The 21,297-nt window shown below is 67.5% G+C and carries 20 protein-coding genes; 13 read left to right on the forward strand and 7 right to left on the reverse strand.

The window, feature by feature from the left end:
* The 10 genes from KY389_RS05220 to KY389_RS05260 all read left to right on the forward strand — a co-directional run bounded on the left by KY389_RS05220 (position 1) and on the right by KY389_RS05260 (position 9,541).
* Positions 1 to 939, forward strand: coding sequence for an ABC transporter ATP-binding protein (locus tag KY389_RS05220; RefSeq protein ID WP_219829787.1), 939 nt, complete (start codon positions 1 to 3; stop codon positions 937 to 939).
* Positions 936 to 1,952, forward strand: coding sequence for an ABC transporter ATP-binding protein (locus KY389_RS05225; RefSeq protein WP_219829788.1), 1,017 nt, complete (start codon positions 936 to 938; stop codon positions 1,950 to 1,952). Before KY389_RS05220 ends, KY389_RS05225 begins: the two co-directional genes overlap by 4 nt.
* Position 1,953: 1 nt before the next feature.
* On the forward strand, positions 1,954 to 3,510 hold the full coding sequence (locus KY389_RS05230; protein ID WP_219829789.1) for an ABC transporter substrate-binding protein: 1,557 nt from the start codon (positions 1,954 to 1,956) through the stop codon (positions 3,508 to 3,510).
* Positions 3,511 to 3,533: 23 nt separating this feature from the next.
* A complete protein-coding gene (locus KY389_RS05235; RefSeq protein WP_219829790.1) occupies positions 3,534 to 5,135 on the forward strand; it encodes a CocE/NonD family hydrolase in 1,602 nt (533 codons plus the stop codon).
* Positions 5,136 to 5,205: 70 nt separating this feature from the next.
* Entirely contained in the window at positions 5,206 to 5,337 is a 132-nt protein-coding gene (locus KY389_RS15630) for a hypothetical protein (protein WP_281426510.1), read from the forward strand.
* Positions 5,338 to 5,955: 618 nt separating this feature from the next.
* Positions 5,956 to 6,213 carry a hypothetical protein gene (locus tag KY389_RS05240; RefSeq protein WP_219829791.1) on the forward strand — a complete coding sequence of 86 codons (258 nt, stop codon included), beginning with the start codon at positions 5,956 to 5,958 and terminating at the stop codon, positions 6,211 to 6,213.
* 36 nt (positions 6,214 to 6,249) lie between these two features.
* Positions 6,250 to 6,663 (forward strand): DUF2493 domain-containing protein, encoded by a 414-nt coding sequence (locus KY389_RS05245; RefSeq protein WP_219829792.1) that lies wholly within the window; start codon positions 6,250 to 6,252, stop codon positions 6,661 to 6,663.
* Between the two features lie 82 nt (positions 6,664 to 6,745).
* Complete coding sequence (locus tag KY389_RS05250; RefSeq protein ID WP_219829793.1) at positions 6,746 to 6,988, forward strand: hypothetical protein; 243 nt, start codon at positions 6,746 to 6,748, stop codon at positions 6,986 to 6,988.
* A 45-nt stretch (positions 6,989 to 7,033) separates the two neighbouring features.
* Entirely contained in the window at positions 7,034 to 8,407 is a 1,374-nt protein-coding gene (gene mgtE, locus KY389_RS05255; protein ID WP_219829794.1) for a magnesium transporter, read from the forward strand.
* A 432-nt stretch (positions 8,408 to 8,839) separates the two neighbouring features.
* Positions 8,840 to 9,541 (forward strand): MgtC/SapB family protein, encoded by a 702-nt coding sequence (locus KY389_RS05260; protein ID WP_219829795.1) that lies wholly within the window; start codon positions 8,840 to 8,842, stop codon positions 9,539 to 9,541.
* Between the two features lie 198 nt (positions 9,542 to 9,739).
* Here the strand turns inward: KY389_RS05260 and KY389_RS05265 are convergent, their stop codons facing one another.
* The 7 genes from KY389_RS05265 to KY389_RS05295 form a co-directional block, all read right to left on the reverse strand.
* The gene (locus KY389_RS05265) at positions 9,740 to 11,467 is read right to left on the reverse strand and encodes a cation:proton antiporter (protein WP_219829796.1); all 1,728 of its coding nucleotides are present in this window, start codon (positions 11,465 to 11,467) and stop codon (positions 9,740 to 9,742) included.
* 54 nt (positions 11,468 to 11,521) lie between these two features.
* Positions 11,522 to 11,911 carry a PLDc N-terminal domain-containing protein gene (locus KY389_RS05270; protein ID WP_343222905.1) on the reverse strand — a complete coding sequence of 130 codons (390 nt, stop codon included), beginning with the start codon at positions 11,909 to 11,911 and terminating at the stop codon, positions 11,522 to 11,524.
* 4 nt (positions 11,912 to 11,915) lie between these two features.
* Positions 11,916 to 12,986, reverse strand: a complete 1,071-nt coding sequence (locus KY389_RS05275; RefSeq protein WP_219829797.1) for a hypothetical protein — start codon at positions 12,984 to 12,986, stop codon at positions 11,916 to 11,918.
* Between the two features lie 68 nt (positions 12,987 to 13,054).
* On the reverse strand, positions 13,055 to 13,480 hold the full coding sequence (gene trxC / locus KY389_RS05280; protein ID WP_219829798.1) for a thioredoxin TrxC: 426 nt from the start codon (positions 13,478 to 13,480) through the stop codon (positions 13,055 to 13,057).
* Positions 13,481 to 13,534: 54 nt separating this feature from the next.
* Positions 13,535 to 14,362: an SDH family Clp fold serine proteinase gene (locus tag KY389_RS05285; RefSeq protein ID WP_219829799.1), complete on the reverse strand. Its 828-nt coding sequence runs from the start codon at positions 14,360 to 14,362 to the stop codon at positions 13,535 to 13,537.
* Positions 14,353 to 15,105, reverse strand: a complete 753-nt coding sequence (locus KY389_RS05290; protein ID WP_219829800.1) for a rhomboid family intramembrane serine protease — start codon at positions 15,103 to 15,105, stop codon at positions 14,353 to 14,355. The genes KY389_RS05285 and KY389_RS05290 overlap by 10 nt, the downstream gene beginning before the upstream one ends.
* Positions 15,102 to 15,758: an NADH dehydrogenase ubiquinone Fe-S protein 4 gene (locus KY389_RS05295; protein WP_219829801.1), complete on the reverse strand. Its 657-nt coding sequence runs from the start codon at positions 15,756 to 15,758 to the stop codon at positions 15,102 to 15,104. Before KY389_RS05295 ends, KY389_RS05290 begins: the two co-directional genes overlap by 4 nt.
* A gap of 211 nt (positions 15,759 to 15,969) precedes the next feature.
* On the opposite strand from KY389_RS05295, the gene ftsH reads away from it, so the two are divergent.
* The 3 genes from ftsH to KY389_RS05310 are packed head-to-tail and all read left to right on the forward strand — an operon-like array spanning position 15,970 to position 21,170.
* A complete protein-coding gene (gene ftsH / locus KY389_RS05300; protein ID WP_219829802.1) occupies positions 15,970 to 17,787 on the forward strand; it encodes an ATP-dependent zinc metalloprotease FtsH in 1,818 nt (605 codons plus the stop codon).
* 4 nt (positions 17,788 to 17,791) lie between these two features.
* Positions 17,792 to 18,292, forward strand: coding sequence for a phosphate-starvation-inducible PsiE family protein (locus tag KY389_RS05305; protein WP_219829803.1), 501 nt, complete (start codon positions 17,792 to 17,794; stop codon positions 18,290 to 18,292).
* Between the two features lie 52 nt (positions 18,293 to 18,344).
* Positions 18,345 to 21,170, forward strand: coding sequence for an ATP-dependent Clp protease ATP-binding subunit (locus KY389_RS05310; RefSeq protein ID WP_219829804.1), 2,826 nt, complete (start codon positions 18,345 to 18,347; stop codon positions 21,168 to 21,170).
* The last annotated feature ends 127 nt before the right edge of the window (positions 21,171 to 21,297 follow it).

A 21,297-nucleotide genomic window follows, 5' to 3' on the forward strand; every position in this document is an offset into this window, starting at 1 on the left:
ATGCTGAGCGTCGAAAACCTTGTGACCGGGATCACCGCCAAGGGCACGCCCATCGTGCGCGGCGTCAGCTTCGACGTGCAGCCGGGCCAGATTTTGGGGGTAGTGGGCGAAAGCGGCTCGGGCAAGTCGATGATGGCCTATTCGCTGATCGGCCTGCTGCCACGCGGCATCGCCATTGCGGGCGGGCGGGTGATCTTTGACGGCCAGGATCTGACCGCGATGCCGGTGGCGCAGCTGCGTCGGTTGCGCGGCGACCGGATCGCGATGATCTTCCAGGATCCGATGGTCGCGCTGAACCCGGTCCTGACCATTGGCGAGCAGATGATCGAGGCGGTCCTCGCCCATCGTCGCGTCACCCGGCAACAGGCCCGCGCCCGCTGCATCGCGGTGCTGGGCCGCGTCGGCATCCCCTCCCCCGAGGAACGGATGGCTTCCTATCCGCATGAATTTTCGGGCGGAATGCGCCAGCGCGTGGTCATCGCCATCGCTTTCCTGAACGACCCTGCGCTGATCATCGCGGACGAGGCCACGACCGCGCTGGACGTGACGATCCAGAGCCAGATCATCGCCGAGATCCAGTCTCTTGCCGCCGAGACCGGCACGGCGATCCTGTGGATCACGCATGACCTGTCGCTGCTGTCGGGCTTTGCCGATCACGTCATGGTCATGTATGCGGGCCAGGTGGTCGAGACGGCGCCCGCCGACCGCATCTTTGCCGCCCCCCGCCACCCCTATACCGCCGCCCTGATGGAAGCCGTGCCGGTCCCCGGCCGCACCCGACTGGCGAACCTGCCGGGCGTGCCGCCCGCGCTGGACGCGCTGCCCGCGGGCTGCGCCTTTGCGCCACGCTGTCCGCGCGTCCAGCCGCTGTGCCGCGAACAGGCCCCGCCGGTGACGGATGGCGCGCGCTGTCATTTCCCGCTGGAGGTGACGCCATGAGCGTTCTGGAACTGACCGAGATCCGTCGCGTCTTTTCCCGCCATGACGGCCCGCTGGACCGCGCGATGAACCGCGTCGGGCTGGGGCGCAAGCCGCAGCATCTGGTGGCGGTGGACGACGTGTCCCTGCGGCTGGAGCCGGGCGAGATGCTGGGCATCGTGGGCGAATCCGGCTGCGGCAAGTCCACCTTGGGCCGGATCGCGGCGCAGCTGCTGCCCGCATCGGGCGGCACCGTCCGCTGGCAGGGCCAGCCCATCGCCGACATGGCGCCCCAAGACGCCCGCGCGGCGCGGCGCAAGATCCAGATGGTGTTCCAGAACCCCTATGCCAGCCTGAACCCCGCCATGAGCGTGGCCCAGACCATCCTCGAGGCGCCGCTGGCCCACGGCCTGATCCGCCGCAGGGACAGCGCGGCCTTTCTGGCGCAGATGCTGGACAAGGTGGGCCTTGCCCCCGATCTGGCGGATCGTCGCCCCCATGCGCTGTCGGGCGGCCAGCGCCAGCGCGTCGGCATTGCCCGGGCCCTGGCCGTCAGCCCCGAGGTGGTGATCTTCGACGAGGCGGTGGCCGCGCTGGATGTCTCGGTCCAGGCGCAGATCCTGAACCTGCTGGTCGATCTCAAGGCGCAGGGCGGCTTCGCCTCGATGTTCATCAGCCATGACTTGAACGTGGTGCGCTTCATCTCGGACCGGATCGCGATCCTCTATCTGGGGCGCCTGGTCGAGATAGCCGACCGCGACACGATCTTTGCCCGCGCGCATCACCCCTATACCCGCGCCCTGCTGGCCGAGGCGCCGCAGTTGGGCGGCGCGAAACGCCGCTTTACCGCGCTGAAGGGAGAGCTGCCCTCGCCGCTGAACCCGCCTTCGGGGTGCCATTTCCACCCGCGCTGCCCGCACGCGACCGACTTGTGCCGCAGCACGCGGCCCGCCCTGCGCAATGTCGGCGCGGGCCACCGATCCGCCTGCCATTACGACCTGCCGCAGGTCGCCCCCCCAACCACAGGAGCCTGACATGACCGCCCGCCTTCTGCTGACGACCGCCATTCTGGCCGCCACCACCGCCGCCGCTTCGGCCGAAACCCTGCGCATGGCGCTGAAGGCCGAGCATCCGTCCATTGATCCGCATTTCTCGCGCACCTCGCCGGGGCAGAACACCGCGTCTCATATTTTCGAGGGCCTGGCCGGCATCGACGAGACGTTGCAACCTGTCCCCCTGCTGGCTGAATCGTGGGAAAACATCGACCCGACGACATGGCGCATCCGCCTGCGCGCGGGTGTGACCTTCCATGACGGCAGCACGCTTGACGCCCAGGACGTGATCACAACCTTTGCCCGCGTCCCGAATGTCGCCAATTCGCCCGCCTCCTTTGAAAGCAATGTTGCCGCCATCGCCGACATCGAGGCCGAGGACGACCTGACCCTGTTGATCACCACGCATGAGCCGACGCCGGACCTGATCGAGCAGATCGGATCGGTCTATATCCTGCCCTCGGAACTGGGCACGGAGATTTCCAGCCGCGACTTCGACGCAGGCACCGCCGCGATCGGCACCGGCCCGTGGCGCTATGGCGGCTGGACTCCGAACGAACGCCTGACCCTGACCGCCTTCGAGGATTACTGGGGCGACGCCCCCGCCTTTACGGATGTGGTGATCCGCTACATTCCGAACGACGCGGGCCGGGTGGCGGCGCTGATCGCGGGCGATGTGGACGTGATCGACGCGGTGCCTGCGGGCGACGTGCCCGCCATCGAAAGCCGCGGCGGCGCCGAGATCGTGACCGCCACGACCGGCCGCCTGATCTATCTGGCGCTGGACAGCGACCGCGAGGAAAGCCCCTTCGTCAGCGCGCCGGGTGGCGGAAATCCGTTGCAGGATGTGCGCGTGCGTCAGGCCCTGTCGCTGATGCTGGACCGGCAGATGATCTCGGACCGGATCATGAACGGCACCGCAACACCAACCGGGCAACTGGTCCCCGAGGGCTTTGTCGGCTGGACCGATCAGGTGCCGGTCCCGCAGCATGATCCCGAGGCCGCGCGCGCGCTGCTGGCCGAGGCCGGCTATCCGGACGGTTTCACGATCACGCTTCACGGGCCGAACAACCGCTATCAGAACGACGCGCAGATCCTGCAAGCGGTCAGCCAGCTATTCGCCCGCGCGGGCCTGCGCTCATCCGTTGAGGCGATGCCGTCGAACATCTTCTTTGATCGAGCCGGGCGGCAGGAATTTTCGGCCTTCCTCGGTGGTTTCGGCACCACCACCGGCAGCGCGATCCGGGGGCTGCAGCAGGTCATCGCGACGAACGACCCCGAGGCGGGCACGGGCGGCTTCAACCGCACGCGCTTTTCGGACCCCGAATTCGACGCGCTGGTGGCGCGCGCCGCCCAGAGCTTCGACGAGGCAGAGCGCGACGCCCTGTTGACGCAGGCCACGATCCGCGCCTTCACCGAACAGCAGGCAATTATCCCGCTGCATTTTGAACAGCAGATCTGGGCCCTGCGTGATGGCCTGACCTATGACGCCCGCCCACTTGAGCGGACCCTGGCCCAGGACATCCGCCCCGCCGAGTGACGGCGCGACAAAGGACGCAGATCATGCAGACGCAGATGGTGGTGATGCGGGACGGGGTCCGTCTCGCAACGGATATCCACATGCCGGACGGAGCCGGCCCCTGGCCCGTCATTCTGGAACGCACGCCCTATGACCGGCAGGGGATCTCGGGCTCCGAGGTGGCGCTGGATCGGCCCGATCCGCTGACCCGGGCCGAGTTGGGCCGGATCATGGCGGCGCGCGGCTATGCGGTCGTCATGCAGGATGTTCGGGGTCGCTACGGGTCAGAGGGCCAGTTCGAGAAATACGTTAACGAGGCCGAGGACGGTGTGGACACGCATCGCTGGCTGCTGGAGCAGCCCTGGTGCGACGGGCGGATCTGCACGATGGGGCTGTCCTACGGCGCTCATACGCAGCTGGCCTCGGCCGTGGCGGGCGCGCCGGGGATTGCGGCCATGGCCATCGACACGGGCGGGCTGATGGATGCCTGGCGCCATTCCGTCCGCTATGGCGGCGCGTTCGAGCTCAAGCAGGTGACATGGGCGTTTCGTCATGCCGCCAAGGCACTGCGCCAGAGGGGCTGCATCCGACAGGCGAAGGCTCTGGAGGCCACCGACCTGCGCGCGGCGCTGCTTGGCGGGGACTGGCAGCCCGGCCGGTCTCCACTGGCGCTTGCACCGGATTACGAGGCGGCACTGCTGCGGCTGTGGGGGATGAGGCGTGACGATCCTTGCCTGAACCTGCCCGCCACACATGCAGCGGCCCATTTCAACCGGTTTCCGGACGTGCCGGTCCTGTTGCTGGGCAGCTGGAACGATCCTTATGCGCGCAACATGCTTGAACTGGCAGAGGCCATAAGCAGGCGTAACACGGCACCTTTACGGCAGATCTTCGGACCTTGGCTGCATGGACGCCGCAGCACGGGACAGGCGGGCGAGGCGGATTTCGGCGAGAATGCCACGATCGACCGCGCCACGGGCCGTGACTGGGTCAACCTGCGGCTGGACTGGTTCGACCATGCCTTGGGGCGTGCCGAAATACCGCTTGAAACGGATCTGTTCTGGCAAATGTCGGCGGGGCTCTGGCCTGCGATGACGGGTCGGTGGACGCAGCGGCGCGATGAGGCCGCGGCGCCAGCGACTGCCCCTGTTTCGATGGACGATGTCACGCTGATCTTCGATCCGACGCGGCCTCATCCCACACCGGGCGGTGCCGTGACCTCGGGCGGCTCGCTGATGGCGGGCGGCATGTATGACCAGCGTCTGATGGGCACACTGGATCATCCCGGCTCGGTCACGACGTTTGGCAGGCCGCTGCCCTCCGACCTTGTCCTGACAGAAATCGCAGTGACGGCCGATTGCCGTGCCGAGGGCGTCTTTGACCTGCACGCCGTTCTGGTCGAAAAGCTGGCCTGCGGCGCGGTGGTCAACATCACCGATGGCATCCGCCGCGCCTCGGCGGGCCGCGTCAGGATCGAACTGGCCCCGACCTTCTACCGGGCACAAAGGGGCAATCGGCTGGGCCTGATCCTTGCAACCTCCAGCTTTCCGCGCTTCGACTTTGCGAGTGGCTTGCCCTACGCGGTGAGGGTCAGGGACGCAATTCTTCAATGCGGATCAGGGCCGTCTCCGTGCGAGAGGGGATAGGCTAATCCTCCCCATGGTCAAGGGGATGCGGAAGCGGAATTTTCCCGGCAGGATGGGCCAGGAGATTTCGGTGAAGAAGAGCCGCTTCACCGAAGCCCAGGCCATGGGCGTCCTGCGCCAGGCAGAGGGCAAGGCGCCCTTGCCCGAACTGCCCCGCGAGCGCAGGACCAGCAGCGCGGCGTTCTGCAAGCGGCGCGTCTGATGCAGCGGCATGGATGCGTCGAGGATGAGACCGATCAACGCCTTGCTACTGGATATCGCCGGTCCGCGCTCTTGGATATGGCGCTGGACATGTTGCAGAGCCGCCCCGACACATGCGCGGTTCCGACGATTCGTCTGCATCGCCGGTTGCGGGGCAGTGATGTGATTGGCCCGTGTCCTGGTCCGGCCGGATCGGGCGTCCCATGCGGCGGCAAGCGCAGCAGCGCTGGAAGGCCGCTCGCTGGAGATCGAGCATACTTGCAGTCCCGATGTTGCTGTCGCAGCCCAGTCCCGACCGGAACCGAACGAAGCCCGAGCAAGGCTGACATGGCGGGTGCCAACCCCGACCGCCGTTCTGGACCAAGGGGTTGACGGATTTCGTGATTCGGGCTACCTCACCACCACCGCTATCGTTGCGGTCTTTTTCGTGCATCAACCAGAGAGAACCATGGACAGCTGCTCTAGTAGCGGTCCGGCTCCTGTGATGATCCTTCGCAGCAGCCGGGCCTTCCCATCGACATTCTGCCCGCTCGGCCTGTCTCTGGCTGCACGCTCAAGCGTCTGACGCGCTTTCGTGCTTGCCCCTGACCGGCCGCAGCCGGCTTCATGGAGGCAAGCAATGACCCTGCACTTCACCGATTTCGCATTCGACCGGGCGCTCTGCGCATCGGCCTGCACTCCTGCACGCGTCGCCCGCTGGGAACGCTGCGCCCGGACCGGGCGGATGCACTGCCGCTGGCAGCCCGCCGCCTCGGGCCGGACCGGGTCGGACGACCGTCGGACACCTGCCTCGCCCCAGGCTCGTGCGGCCTCGGCCCGCGCCGACGCGCAGCTTGCAGCACTTCTGCGCCGTCACCGGGAGCTGCGCGCGGCCTGAGGGTCTGCGCGCCGCTTTGAACGGACGGAGGTTGCCATGCGTCTGCTGGTCGCCGGTGGGCGGCATCTGAATGATGTCGCGCTGATCCATCATGCTCTTGACCGGGTCCATGCCCGCCACCCGCTTGCCGTGCTGATCCACGGCGGCCACGCCTTTCTGGGCATCGCCGCCGAGGATTGGGCGCGGGACCGGGATGTGCATGTCCTGCGCTATCCCGCCAACTGGCGGCTGCACGGCAAGCGCGCCGAGGGTATCCGCAACGCCTTCATGCTGGCCGATAGCCGGCCCGACATGGTTCTGGCCCTGCCGGGCGGCGAGGATACACGGGTGCTGGTCATGGCCGCATCGGCGCGCGGGCTGGTGGTGCTGGACCCGCGCGGCCAGCGTCTGACCGATCACGACGGCGCCCCCTGCCGGACGCTGGCCCGTCCCGAGCCCGAACCGGCCTGACAGACAGGACGGTCTGCGCGCGGCGCAGACTGCCCGCTTTCATATCCATCTCCCTGCCCCGCCTGTGACAGGAAAGCCCGCCATGACGATGATTCGCACCCCCATCAACACCGCCTTCCACGCCGATCTGATCCGCACGCTCCAGGTGCTGGGGTCGGCCCCTCCAACGGCCGGTGTCGGGCCCCGGCCGGCTGTGGCCGCACCAGGGCCCGCCCTCGCCGAAACCCATGTTTCCGGCACGGGCGAAGCGTCGCGGCCATGTGCCTTTTACCGAGACGGCGACCGGATCGGCCCCGTCCGGATGAGCGACCTGTCGCACCCCTGATTGCCACACGATTTCCAGAACGCTTCCAACACGCGAGGATCTGTCATGACCACCCTGACCAATGCCCTGACCACCTGGCTTGCCTCCGGCGACACCGCCTCGGTGCGCGAGGCCGTGAAGTCGATGCACCCGGCGGACATTGCCAACGAAATCGGCGGGCTGAAACCCGCGGACGCCGCGCGCGTCCTGACTGCATTGCCGCCTGACTGGCAGGGCACGGTCTTTGGCTATTTCGATGCGCCCTTTCAGATCGCCATGGCGAAGTCGCTGTCGCGAACGGAACTTGCCCGCATCGTCACCGCCATGAGCCACGACGAACGCGCGGACCTGTGGAAACGGCTGGACCCGACTGCGCGTGACGCGCTGATGCCCGCGCTGGCCCAGGCCGAGCGCGAGGACATTCGCCGCCTTGCCGCCTATGAAGAAGGCACGGCAGGGGCGCTGATGACCTCGGACTATGCCACGCTTTCGGCCGGGATGACCGTCCGCGAGGCTCTGGCCAGCCTGCGCAAGGAGGCCCCCGACGCCGAGACGATCTATGCCGCCTATATCGTCGATGAGGACCGCACATTGCTGGGCGTGGTCAGTCTGCGCGACCTGATCCTGGCCGAGGAACATGCGCGGGTCGGCGACCTGATGCAGCCCAATCCGGCCAGCGCCCGGGTCGATGACAGCAAGGACACCGTCGCCGAGAAAATCGCCAACTACGATGTTCTGGCCCTGCCGGTGGTGACGGATGGCAACCGGCTGGTGGGCATCGTCACGGTGGACGACGCGCTCGACATCGCGCGGGGCGAACGTGCACGGCGCTTGACGCAGTTCGGCGCAGCGGCCCCGGTCCGCGGCGGCCCGGATCTGGACCTGCGCAACTCGTCCTTTGGGGCGATTTTCAAGGTGCGGGTGTTCTGGCTGTCGCTTCTGGTGTTCTTCGGCGCGATCACCTCGACCTTCGTGGCGGGCCAGGAAGAGCTTCTGTCCGAAGTGCTGATCCTCGCAGCCTTCATCGCGCCCATCGTGGACATGGGCGGCAACACCGGCTCGCAATCCGCGACACTGGTGATCCGCGGCATGGCCCTGGGGCAGTTCAAGCTGCGCTGGCAGGACATCTGGTTCGTGATCAGGCGCGAAATCCCGGTGGCCCTGGCGCTGGGTGTCGTCATCGCGATCCTTGAGGCGGTGCTGGCGGTCTTTACCAAGGGCGTGGGCTTCGAGGTGCTGATGGTCGTGGGGCTGGCGATGGCCATCGTGACCATCTCGGGTGCGCTGATCGGGGCGCTTCTGCCCTTCGCGGCACGGCGGATCGGGACGGACCCGGCGACGCTGTCTTCGCCCATGATCACTTCGATCATGGACATGCTGGGCGTGTTCATCTACTTCGCGCTGGCCTATGCCTTCCTCGGCCATCTGCTCGAGGTCTGAAGCCACGAGCCGCTGGCGCAGCATGGTCCGCGGCTTCGCCGCGGCCCTGCTGCGCGGTTTGGGCCATGGTCGGTTCTGCGGCATGCCGAACCCCGAAGATCGCTCCGACCGATCTGCCGCACGTGTGGCGTCCCGAGCCCTGAAATCGAATGCCTCCTGCACAGCGCGCTGTCCGCACCGGGGGGCGCGACCCCGCATCCTGCCGCTGCGGCTCGGCCAACGCGTGAACGGCCTGCGCGTTCACCGTGACCTGGACAGGTCAGCGGCCGGCCCCGAGGCTCTGCAGAGCCCCTTGCGAACCGGATGGCCGCCATCCTCCCTCGGGCCCATGCAAGCCGTGCTCAGCTTCCGTCAAGGCTGATCCCAGCGCCGTCCGAGTGTCACCGGACCGTCATCGACCCTGCCTATGTTGCCGAAAAATCGAGGTTCCTCATGTCCATTGCCCCCGAAGTCGCCGTTCTGAACCTTGCCGTTGCCCTTGCCCTTGGCGCGACAGTCGGGTTCGAGCGGCAATGGCGCCAGCGCCTTGCGGGACTGCGCACCAATACGCTGGTGGCCCTGGGTGCGGCCAGCTTCACCGTCTTCGCCGCGTCCTTTCCCGACGAGGTCAGCCCCACCCGCGTCGCCGCGCAGGTCGTGTCGGGCGTCGGTTTCCTTGGCGCCGGCATCATCTTCCGCGAGGGCTTCAACGTCCGCGGCCTGAACACCGCCGCCACGCTATGGACAGCCGCCGCCATCGGCCTTCTGGCGGGGGCCGGACAATATCGGCTGGCCATCGCAGTCACCGCCATGGTGGTCTTTGTCAACCTGGCACTCCGCCCGCTTTCGCGCCTGCTGGACCGCCAGCCGATTCAGACCACCGAACTCATGCGCAACTATGCGGTCGAGATCGTCTGCCGCGCCTCCGAGGAGGCCCATGTCCGCGCCTTGATGCTGCAGGGTTTTGCCACATCGGGCCTGCACCTTACCGCACTGGACAGCGAGAACATCGAGGGCAGCGACCGCGTCGAGGTCACGGCCGCTGTCAATGGCGAAGGCGTGCCCCCCGGCGCCCTGGAGCAGATCGTGGGCCGCCTGAGCCTGGAGCCCGCCGTGACCGCCGCGCGCTGGCGGATGACGACCGACGTGGCCTGACGAAGAGCCCCGTCAATAGTCCGTCTCTACAGAGACCCCGAGCAGTCATAGGCGACGACCGCCGCAGTGCTGCCGGTGCTCATGTCGTTGCGGGAGATCAGAAGCGGGCGGCGATGGGAAGGACGTAACCGTCCGGTCTGACCGCTCTGCCGCGGGCTGAGAGAGCCGGATAGCCGATGCCAGTGGGGTGCAGGGTGCTCAGCGACAGCCTGCTCGCATAGTGCGCGCTTCTCCGTTTGCGGCCGCGTCCCTCTTCCCGCGCAGCCGGTCGAGCAGACGCGCAACAGATGCCTCGGCTGCGTCGTCAAACGGGCTGAGGACCAGATCCGCGCCGATCTCGCGATACCGGCCGGCATGGGCAGGATCGTCCACCGTCACGGCGATCAGACCCCGGAACCCGGCCTCGCGCAGGGCCGTGGTGGCCGCGGCGTGGCCATCTGCCTCGGTCAACGCCCCGGTAATCCGCGGCGTGGCCGAGACGACCGCGCTGAAACTGCCCAGCGGCAGATGCGCCAGGAACTCGGGGTCGTGGGCGTCGCCCAGGATCGCATCGAACCCCGCCTCGCGCGCCAGACGCACGGATTCCGGGTTGAAATCCACCCCAAGCGGGCGCAGGCCCGCAGCCCTGAGCCCACCGGCGATCCGCGCCCCGAAGCGGCCGACGCCCAGCACAAGCGCGTCATGCGAACGGTTCTCGGCGCCCGGCGTGTCCTCGGCGAGTTCGCGGAAGGGGGTGCGCCGCTCGAAGATGCCCAGAGCCGGCGCGCAGAGTTCGTAAAGCGGCTGCGACCAGGTGATCATATAGACCGACAACGTGATCGTCACCAGCCCGACCAGGGTAACAAGCCCCATCGCCTCGGCCCCGACATGGCCCAGCGCGATGCCCATGGCCATGAAGATCAGGCTGAATTCCGAGATCTGCGCCACCGTCAGCCCGGCCAGGAACCCGGTGCGCTTGCGATAGCCCATGTAGCCCATGATCGCCAGCACGATCAGCGGGTTGCCGATCAGCACGAAAAGCGACAGCACAACCGCCGGGCCGATCTGCGCCCCCAGCGTGCCGAGGTCCATCCCCGCGCCGAGCGACAGGAAGAAGAACAGCAGCAGGAAGTCGCGCAGCGCCGCCAGCCGCGCTCCCAGAAGATCGCGCACCGGGGTCGAGGCCAGCGTTACCCCGGCCAGCAGCCCGCCCAGTTCCTTGCCCAGCCCAATCAGATCGGCCACCGCCGCAAGCCCCGCCGCCCAGGCCACCGCGAAGATCACCAGCAGCTCGCCCGACCGGCCGAGCAGACGCATCAGCGGATCGGCCAGATGCCGGATGAAGACCCAGGCCAAAGCGGCCAGCGCCAGCGTCCCGATGACAAGCGTGCCGAGGCCGCCCCCGCCATGCGCCTCGGGCGCGCCGATCCCCAGGGTCGAGACCACGACCATGGCGAAGACAACAAACAGATCCTGCACGATCAGGAAGCCCAGCGCGATCTTGCCATGCAGCGAATCGACCTCGCGCTTGTCGGAGAGCAGCTTCACGATGATGATCGTCGAGGAAAATGTCAGCGCCACCGCGACATAGAGCGACGTCACCCAGTCGAAGCCCATGCCGAGGCAGAGAGCGAAGCCGATCGCCGAGGTGAAGCCGACCTGCCCGAGGCCCGTGGCCACCGCCACCCGGCCGAGGTTCCGCACCAGGGTCATGTCGAGCTTCAGCCCCACGAGGAACAGCAGCACCGCGATCGAGATCTGGCTCAGAAGCGCCACGGCCTCGGTCGAGCGGACGATATTCAACGCATCCGGTCCGGCCAGAAGGCCCGCGGCGATGAAGGCCACGATCATCGGCTGACGCAGCAGCGTGCCGAGGATGCCAAGGGCCGTGGCCAGCCCGATCAGCAGGGCGATTTCGGTGAAAGTGCCGAGTTCGGGCAATGACATCCGGGCGGCTTCCTTGTGTTTCAGGGGGTCGCGCCAAGATGGGCGCGGCGGATCTCAATGTCTAGAGGATCGGCGCGAACAGCCGGGCGAAGCCGTCGCGCAGCGTCGTGGGCAGGGATCGCGTGGCCAGGGTTTCGGCTGTGACCGGGTCGCATTCCTGGTCGCGGAGGCGGTCGCCGTGTCGGGCGACGGTGCGGGTGCCAGCCGCGGATGATCCTCGCGCATCCGGATCGCACGGCGGCGGTAGCGGTTGATGCCGAAGAGGACATAGAGCGCCACGCCGACGAGGGGCAGGAGCAGGATCGCCAACAGCCAGATCGTGGCCGAGCGCGGATCGCGCTTGGTGACCAGCGTATGCCCCACCGCCCCGATGGCCAGCAGGAAGGTAACCGCCCCGCCGACAAGCGAGGCGATCTGAACAGGATCAAGGGCGGTCGGGCCCACCCGGTCAGTCCGGGGTGCGGCGCAGCGTCAGGCGCAGCCCGGCCTGCTGGATGATGCCGGCATCCTCGATCCGGGCCGACAGGAAGGCCTCGGCTTCGGTGATCCAGGTCTCGGCCCGGGCCTCGGTCGTCTCCAGCACTTCGGCGATGGCGGCGGCCGAAAGCCCCTCGAGATCGCGCAACAGCCAGGCCCGCCGCCAGGCCACCGGAAGATCCTTCACGACATCGGCAAGGAAGGCCTGCGCGGCGGCTGTCTCGTCCTCGGCGGGTGCGTCGGCCAGCGGCGCGGTGTCGTCCGGCAGCACGTCGGCCAGCGTCAGGCTTTCGTCGGGTTGGTGGAATTCGAGGAACTCCTCCTCGACCATGGCCTCGGCCTGATCCCGGGCATCCTCGGGCGGCGGGGCCTCCAGCGACACCGCCTGCCCGAAGACCCGGTTGGCGGCCACTTCGCGGTTCAGCACCTTGAAGAGGTTGCGCAGGAGCGCCAGCCAGACCTTGTGGGCCGGCCTTGTCGGATCCCAGGCCTCGCGGGTGGCGACGGACGCCTCGTCCACCACATCCTCCAGCGTCGGCCAGTCGGGCGCCAGATCGCCGGTTGCGCGCAGATAGGCCAGCTCGCGCCGGGCTACCGCGCGCAGCCGCTCGAGTAGGGGCGCGATGCCGGCCTGCGAGGCGGGCGCGATGTCGGCGGGCAGCGCGGCAAGGCGCGAAGCAATCGCGGCGCGGGCATTCTGTTGCTTCTGCCGGCGCTGACGCTTGCGGTCGATAAGCAGGTCGAAATGCCGCTTCGCCTCACGGAACAGGCGACGAACGGCCTGCGCCACGGCGGTCTCGGGATCGGGGGCTTCGGCAGAGGCGGTCGCGATCCGCTCGCGCGGCAGGGTCATCTGCAGATCGAGCCGCCAGCGCGGGGTGGACCCTTTCACTTCGGTCAGCTGCGCATGTAGCAGCCGGTCCTCGACGCCATGCTTGCGCAAGAGCGGCAGCAGCAGGTCGTCTGCGGCCGCCTCGATCAGCTGCGCAAGCGCGGGGCCTTCGTAGTCGGTTCCCTTCGCCAGACGTGGAACAATTCTCATGCGGTTCTCTCTTCCTTTTTTGTAGTTGAACGATTGATCCAGGCCGTCGCCCGCGACCAGGTGTCGGATCAGCCGAGCTGGGCGCGCGCCCAGCGGGCGATGTCGGCGGCGGACATGGCGCCGCTCGTTCGCGCGACTTCGCGGCCGGCGCGGAACAGGATCATCGTCGGGATGCCGCGGATGTTATAGCGCCCGGCAATCGCCTGCTCGGCCTCAGTGTCGAGTTTGCCCAGACGGACCTGCGGCTCGAGCATCCCTGCCGCGGCCTCGAACTGCGGCGCCATCACCTTGCAGGGCCCGCACCAGGCGGCCCAGAAATCGACCAGAAGCGGGGTTTCGGCGTTCAGGTGCCGGTCGAAACTGGCCGAGGTCAGATCGACCGGGCGCCCCTGGAACAGGGCCGCACCGCAGCGCCCGCATTTCGGGCCTTCGTTCAGGCGGGCGTCAGGGATACGGTTGGTGGCGGCGCAGTCGGGGCAGGCGACGGTGGGCATGGGGGGCTTCCTTCGGTTTCACGGTTTTCGACGCATTGCAACGCGATCCGGCGATTACCGGCGCGCCTCGCGCTGGCGCCGTTCGGGCAGGTATTCGACGCCGCCCGCTTGGCGGCGCACCGGCTGCGGGTAAAGCTTCATCAGTTCCATCATCTCGGCGGGCATTTCCAGCCTGACGGGCAGGCCCATCTCGCGCGCTTCCTCGGCGCCGATGGGGTAGTCGTGGGTCCAAATGCCGGTCGCAAGCCTTCTGGCCAGGGCCTCGGCCGCGACCGGGTCCATCCGGGCGGCCAGCAGGCTGCGCGCGGTCTCGGTCACTTGGGCGATAGCCTTGCGCCCGACATCGGCCAGGATCAGGGTCTGGTCCTCGACCTCGGCGATGGGCTTTTCCTCGGCCACGCGGATGACCGAGGCCGCGGGCATACCGCCCAGTTGCGGGTCGATCGGGCCCAGGACCGAGTGGCGGCACATGACGATCTCGTCGGCCGCCAGCGCGATCAGCGTGCCGCCCGACATCGCATAATGCGGCACGAAGACCGTGACCTTGCCCCGATGCGCGCGGATCGCGCGGGCGATCTGGGTCGCGGCCAGCACCAGCCCGCCGGGCGTGTGCAGCACGATGTCGAGCGGCACGTCGTCGTCGGTAAGCTGGATCGCGCGCAGCACCTCCTCGCTGTCGTTGACGTCGATGTAGCGCATCAGCGGGAAGCCCAGGAGGCTCATCGTCTCTTGCCGGTGCACGAGCAGGATCACCCGGCTGCCGCGCTGGCCCTCGATCTGGGCGATCTTGCGGGAGCGCATCGCATCGAGATAGCGCCGCTGCAACACCGGTTGCAGTGCCGAGACGATGAAGAACAGCCACAGAAGTTCCATCAGCCCCATGGTCCGCGCCCTCCGATGCGCCGCCCGTCCGGCCGGAAGCCGGCGATGCCTTCGTCCCGATAATACCGTCGATAGCCGCGCCGAGGACGGTGCACGAGGGGCGCGAGCATCAAGCCCGCGACGAAACCGCCGATATGCGCCCACCAGGCGATCCCGCCGCTGTCGGTCTGTTGCCCGAACTCCACGATGCCGGGGATCGCCTGCATCGCGAACCAGACCGCGGCAAAGACGATGGCGCGGACCTCGAAGAACAGCGGGATGAAGAGGACCGGCACCATCATCACCAGCCGGGCATGCGGAAAGAACCGGGCATAGCAGCCGATGATCCCGGCAATCGCGCCCGAGGCCCCGAGCGCGGGGATGACCGAGTCGGGATTGGCCAGCGCATGGGCGGAGGACGCCGCCAAACCGCAGACCAGATAAAAACCGAGGAAGCGCAGGCTTCCCAGCCGGTCCTCGACCGCCGGGCCGAAGACCCAGAGCGTCCACATGTTCAGGATCAGATGCAGCCAGCCCCCGTGCAGGAACATGTTGGTCAGAAAGACCATCGGATCGCCCGGCGCGATCGCGGCCAGCGGGCCGAAGAACCGCGCCGGCACCAGCGCGTAGTGGAACAGGAACACCTCCAGCAGCCGCGGCGGCAACGATGTCTGGTGGAGGAAGGCCAGCACGCAGGCCGCGATCAGCGTCCAGACCGCCACGGCCGGGTAACGCGCGGGGATCGTCTGTCCGTAGGGCATCATGGCGGGGGGATCCCCCGGTCGGTGCGGGCAGGCCCGAGCGCGGGACTGCGCCCCTGTGCGCGCCTGTTCGATGATCCATTGTATCGAAAACCGACCGGCATCAGGGTTCGCCGCGCGGCGGGCCGATGCTGATGCCGCTCCGGGCCGGCGGGTCGGAGGCGGGGAAGGACTCGCGTGACGCTTCCTCGACCGGATCGACCGGGCCGTTTGTGCCCGTCGGGAGGTCGATGCGCGCCGGCGCCGCGCCCTTGTAAGGGAGCCTCTTCATCCCCGCGACATCCGCCCCCCATATGAAGCCGGTGGTGGTGCGTGCCCGCCTGTGCGCGCGGTTCGTCCTCGAACACGATATAGCGCCAGTCATTGGCCTCGGCGAAACGGATGGCGCTGGCGACATCGGGGAAGGTCAGCCGGATGCTGCGGTAAGGATCGGCGCTGGTCGTCCAGCCCATCAGCGGGTCGAGCGCGGGCGCGCTCGAGGGTTCGAACTCCAGCACCCAATGGCGGGGGCGCGAGGCGGATTGCGTCACCGGACGCGCCGGGCGGCGGATGATGGCCAATGGCACATTCGGAGAGCGCAAGTTCGTGCCGGGAATGCGGGGGGGGGCGGGATCGGCGCGGTTGCGGCCCTTGGTCACGCCGGCGGTCCAGCCCATGGTCGGTTCCCGGGTCATCGCAGTGGTGCTCTGGCTACTGGCAGGATCATGGTCATCTCCGGTGCGGATTGGGGACGGCAGCCGATGCCATCGTCCCGGCGCGCAGGATACGCAGGCAAAGTCGGCGTTTGAGTGCTGTCTTTCAAGAGGCTTGCGGTTAAGGTCAGGGAAAACCATCCTGTTTTGGACAGCATCGACGGGACGGACAGCCATGAACAAGGAACAGCAGATCAACATCTGGTACTGGATCGCGGCGTTTCTGCTCTTGATGCTGTTCCAGTCCTGGTGGCAGGGGGCAAGCGTCACCGAGCGCATCCCCTATTCCCGCTTCCTCGAGCTGCTCGAAGCGGACCGCATCGCCGAGGTGCAGGTGCAGCCCGAGCGGATCGTCGGCCGCTACCGCGACCCGATCAACGGGCGCACGAACTTCGTCACCATTATCGTGCCCGAGGATCTGACCCGCCGGCTGGAAGCCTCCAGCGCCGAATACGACGGCACGGTGACGAACACCTTCCTGTCCACGCTCTTGTCCTGGGTGGTGCCGATCCTGCTGATCTTCGGGCTGTGGATGTTCGTCTTTCGCCGCATCGCCGAGAAACAGGGCTTCGGGGGCATGATGACGGTCGGCAAGTCGAAGGCCAAGGTCTTTGTCGAGACGGACACGGGCGTGACATTCGACGATGTGGCGGGCATCGACGAGGCCAAGGCGGAACTGCAGGAGATCGTGAGCTTCCTGAAGGAGCCGGACAAATATGGCCGCCTCGGCGCACGCATCCCAAAGGGCATCCTGCTGGTGGGCCCGCCGGGCACGGGCAAGACGCTGGTCGCCCGCGCTGTGGCGGGCGAGGCGGGGGTGCCGTTCTTCTCGATCTCGGGCTCGGAATTCGTCGAAATGTTCGTGGGCGTGGGTGCGGCACGGGTACGCGACCTCTTCGAGCAGGCGCGCAAGGCCGCGCCCTGCATCATCTTCATCGACGAGCTCGACGCCTTGGGCAAGAAGCGCGGCCTGGGCGCCTTCGGTGGCGGCCACGACGAGAAGGAGCAGACGCTGAACCAGCTTCTGACCGAGCTTGACGGCTTCGACCCGCGCGAAGGCATCGTGCTGCTGGCCGCCACCAACCGGCCCGAGATCCTGGACCCTGCGCTTTTGCGCGCAGGCCGCTTCGACCGGCAGGTGGTGGTGGACCGCCCCGACAAGGGCGGGCGCGCGGCGATCCTGCGGGTGCATCTGAAGAAGGTGCAGCATCAGGGCCTTGATGTGGACCAGATCGCAGCACTGACCCCCGGCTTTTCGGGGGCGGAACTGGCGAACCTGGTCAATGAAGCCGCAATCCAGGCCACCCGGCGCGGGGCGGAAGCCGTGACGATGCAGGATGTAACGGCGGCCATCGAGCGCATCGTGGCAGGGCTGGAACGCAAGGGGCGGCTTCTGAACCCGAAGGAACGCGAGGCCGTGGCCTGGCACGAGATGGGCCACGCGCTGGCCGCGGCCAGCCTGCCCGGGGCGGACCCGGTGCACAAGGTCTCGATCATCCCGCGCTCGATCGGCGCGCTCGGCTACACCATGACCCGGCCGACCGAGGACCGGTTCCTGATCACACGTCAGGATCTGGAAAACCGCATGGTGGTGCTGCTGGCAGGCCGCGCGGCCGAGGATCTGGTGCTGGGCGAGATCTCGACGGGTGCCGCCGACGACCTTGCGCGCGTGACCGACATCGCCCGCCAGATCGTCACCCGCTTCGGGATGCACCCGAAGGTGGGCCAGGCGGTGCTGGAAGCGCAGCGCGCGAGCTTTCTGGGAGAGGACGGAGCGCCGGGGCTGATGGGGCGCGACTATTCCGAGGCGACCGCGCGCGAGGTGGACCTTGCCGTCCGCGAGCTGATCGACGCGGCTTATGAGCGTGCCAAGGCGGTGCTGACCGAACGCCGCGCCGATCTCGAGGCCGGCACCCGCCTGCTTCTGGAACGCGAGACGATCACGCCTGACGACTTCCCGGCGCTCAAGCCGGTTCCCATGACGGCAGAGTAAGCCCATGTCGATGCGGTCTGACTGGAATGCCTTCCTCGACCGCTGGGCGATTCTCACTCTCTACCAACGCTTCGAACAGGTGGCGACCCTGGCGCTGTCCTTCCTGTTGATCGTCGTGATCCTCGCGTCGATCTGGAACCTCTTCATTCGCATCCTGTTCGACCTGATCCTTGCCGGCTCGCTCGACCCGACCGACTTCCAGTCGTTCCAGATGGTCTTCGGCGCGATCTTCACGGTTATCATCGCGCTCGAGTTCAAGCGCTCGATCGTTGTCTCGCTCGAGACGCATGACACCGTGTTCCATGTCCGCATCGTGGTGTTGGTGGCGCTGCTGGCGCTGTTGCGGAAGTTCATCATCCTCGATCTCTCCAAGACCGACGCCGCGACGCTGGCCGCGCTCGGCTTCTCGACGCTGGCGCTTGGTGGGCTGTTCTGGATCATCCGCCAGCAGGACGAGACGCGCGCCGCCGCCCGCAAGATTGAGGCAAATCAAGGCACAGAGTGAGATTTTCGGGCGAATGACGCCCAAACATGGCAAACCATCACGGAGGAAGCCCATGCAAGGCAAATGCGACATCTGCGGAAAGCCCGCCACGGTGCGGGTGCGCGCCTCGGTCAACGGGCGCACCCGGAACATGGAGCTCTGCGACGAGCATTACCGCGAGGTGCTGCGCCGTCAGGGGCGCACGGCCTCGCCGCTCGAATCGCTTTTCGGCCGGCGCGGGGGGCTGTTCGAGGAGTTCTTCGGCGACCAGCCCTTCCGCAGCCTGATGGGCGATGCAGGCTTCGACCTGCCGCCGCTGGGGGCGATGGGTGGCGCGGGCGATGACGGGATGGTGGACGCCACCTTCGGCGACGAGGCCCCGCGCGCCCGCAGCGCCCGACGTCAGGTTGGCGGCTTTGCCAGCAAGATCAGCGAACAGGCCGAGAAGCTGTTGCAGGAAGCCGCGCGGCACGCCGCCGAGATGGGCCGCGCCGAGGTGGACACCGAACATCTGCTGCTGGCGCTGACCGGCTCGGACGTGGTGCGCACGGTGCTGGACCAGTTCAAGGTTTCGGTCGATCAGCTCAAGGCGCAGATCGAGGCCGAGGCCAAGCGCGGCGAGAAACCGCAAGAGGGCGAGATCGGCGTCAGCCCCCGGGTGAAGGACGCGTTGAGCCGCGCCTTCGGCGCTTCGACCGACCTTGGCCATTCCTATGTCGGCCCCGAACACCTTCTTATCGGTCTCGCCGAGGAAGGCGAGGGGCTGGCCGCCAACATGCTGAAGAAACTGGGCCTGACGCCCCAGGCCCTGCGCCAGCAGGTCGCCCGCGTGGTGGGCAAGTCGGGGGCCGAGGACGGCCGCGCCGAGGCGCCCACCAACACCCCCGAACTCGACAAGTATTCCCGCGACCTGACGAAGATGGCGCGCGACGGCAAGCTCGACCCGGTGATCGGGCGCGCGGCCGAGATCGAGACGACGATCGAGATCCTGGCGCGGCGCAAGAAGAACAACCCCGTCCTGATCGGCGAGCCCGGAGTGGGCAAGACCGCCATCGTCGAGGGGCTGGCGCAGCGCATCATTGAGGGCAGCGTGCCCGAGGCGATCCGCGGCAAGCGGCTGGTGGAGCTGAACATCAATTCCATGGTCGCGGGCTCGAAATACCGCGGCGAGTTCGAGGAGCGGGTGCAGAAGATCCTCAAGGAGGTGACGGATCATCAGGGCGAGATGATCCTGTTCATCGACGAGCTGCACACCATCGTCGGCGCAGGCCAGGGCGGCGGCGAAGGGGGCCTCGACATCGCCAACGTCTTCAAGCCGATGCTGGCGCGCGGGGAACTCAACCTGATCGGCGCCACCACGCTGAACGAATACCAGAAGCACATCGAGAAGGACGCCGCGCTGGAGCGCCGCTTCCAGCCGGTGATGGTGCCCGAGCCGACCGTGGCCCAGGCCATCATGATCCTGCGCGGCCTGCGCGACACTTTCGAGGCGCATCACAAGGTCACGATTACCGACGAGGCCATCGTGGCGGCGGCGGAACTGTCGGACCGCTACGTCCAGGGCCGCTTCCTGCCCGACAAGGCGATCGACCTGATCGACCAGGCGGCGGCGCGGGTGAAGCTGTCGGCCACCGCGCGCCCTGTCGAGGTGCAGGAGATCGAGGCCGAGCTGCACCAGCTGCGGCGCGAGCAGGACTATGCCGCCGCGCGCAAGAACTATGACAAGGCCGCCGAGATCGGCAAGGAGATCGAGGCGAAGGAGGCTAGGCTCAAGGAGCTGACCGAGGCCTGGGAAAAGGAGCGCGCCACCGGCACCGCCGAGGTCAAGGCGACCCATGTGGCGCAGATCGTCTCGAAGCTGACCGGCATCCCGGTGGACGAGCTGACCGAGGAAGAGCGCGCGAAACTGCTGAAGATGGAAGAGCGCCTGCACGAGCGCGTGATCGGCCAGGAAGAGGCGATCAAGGCAGTCTCGGATGCCGTGCGGCTGGCTCGCGCAGGGCTGCGCGAGGGATCGAAGCCGGTGGCGACCTTCCTGTTCCTCGGGCCCACGGGCGTCGGCAAGACGGAACTCGCCAAGGCCCTGGCCGAGGTCGTCTATGGCGACGAGGATGCGATGATCCGCATCGACATGTCGGAATACATGGAGAAGCACACGGTCGCCCGGCTGATCGGCGCGCCTCCGGGCTATGTCGGCTATGACGAGGGCGGGCAACTGACCGAGAAGGTCCGCCGCAAGCCCTATTCGGTGATCCTTCTGGACGAGATCGAGAAGGCGCATCCCGATGTCTATAACGTGCTGTTGCAGGTCTTCGACGACGGGCGGCTGACCGATGGCAAGGGCCGGGTGGTGGATTTCACCAACACCATCATCATCGCCACCTCGAACCTCGGCGCCGACCGCATCCAGAAGCGGCTGCACCTGCGCGGCACTGCGGCCGAGAAGCCGGAGGCGCTGAAATCCGAACTTATGGGGGTGCTGCGCGGCCATTTCCGCCCCGAATTCCTGAACCGCCTGGACGAGATCATCGTCTTCCAGAGCCTCTCGAAGGAGGAGATCCGGCAGATCGTGCTTCTCCAGCTCGAGCGGGTGAAGCGCACGGCGCAGTCGCAGGGGGTGGAGATTGTTTTCGACGACAGCCTCATCGACATGCTGGCCGCCGAGGGCTTCCGCCCCGAATACGGCGCGCGGGAACTCAAGCGCCAGATCCGCAGCCTGGTCGAAACCCGCCTCGCCCGCGCCATGCTGGGCGGCGAAGTGGGCACGGGCGACCGGGTGCGCATTTTCTGGGATGCGACGGCCGAGCAGGTCAGGATCGAACCGGCCGGGACCGACAGCGCAGAATCCGGGGCATCCGACGCGCCTGCCGCCGAGACGGCGCCCGAAGCCGGGAACTGACCCCTTGACGGCGGCGGCAACGGCCGCCGCCCCTCTCAAGGCGTTGCAATCGAACACCAATTTTCCGATGTCCTGGCTCTTGAAATCAATGCGCCCGCTCCCCTTATTTGCGGCGAACGCCCGAACG

Origin of the sequence: Paracoccus bogoriensis (assembly GCF_019431455.1) — a bacterium.
GTDB lineage: Bacteria > Pseudomonadota > Alphaproteobacteria > Rhodobacterales > Rhodobacteraceae > Paracoccus > Paracoccus bogoriensis.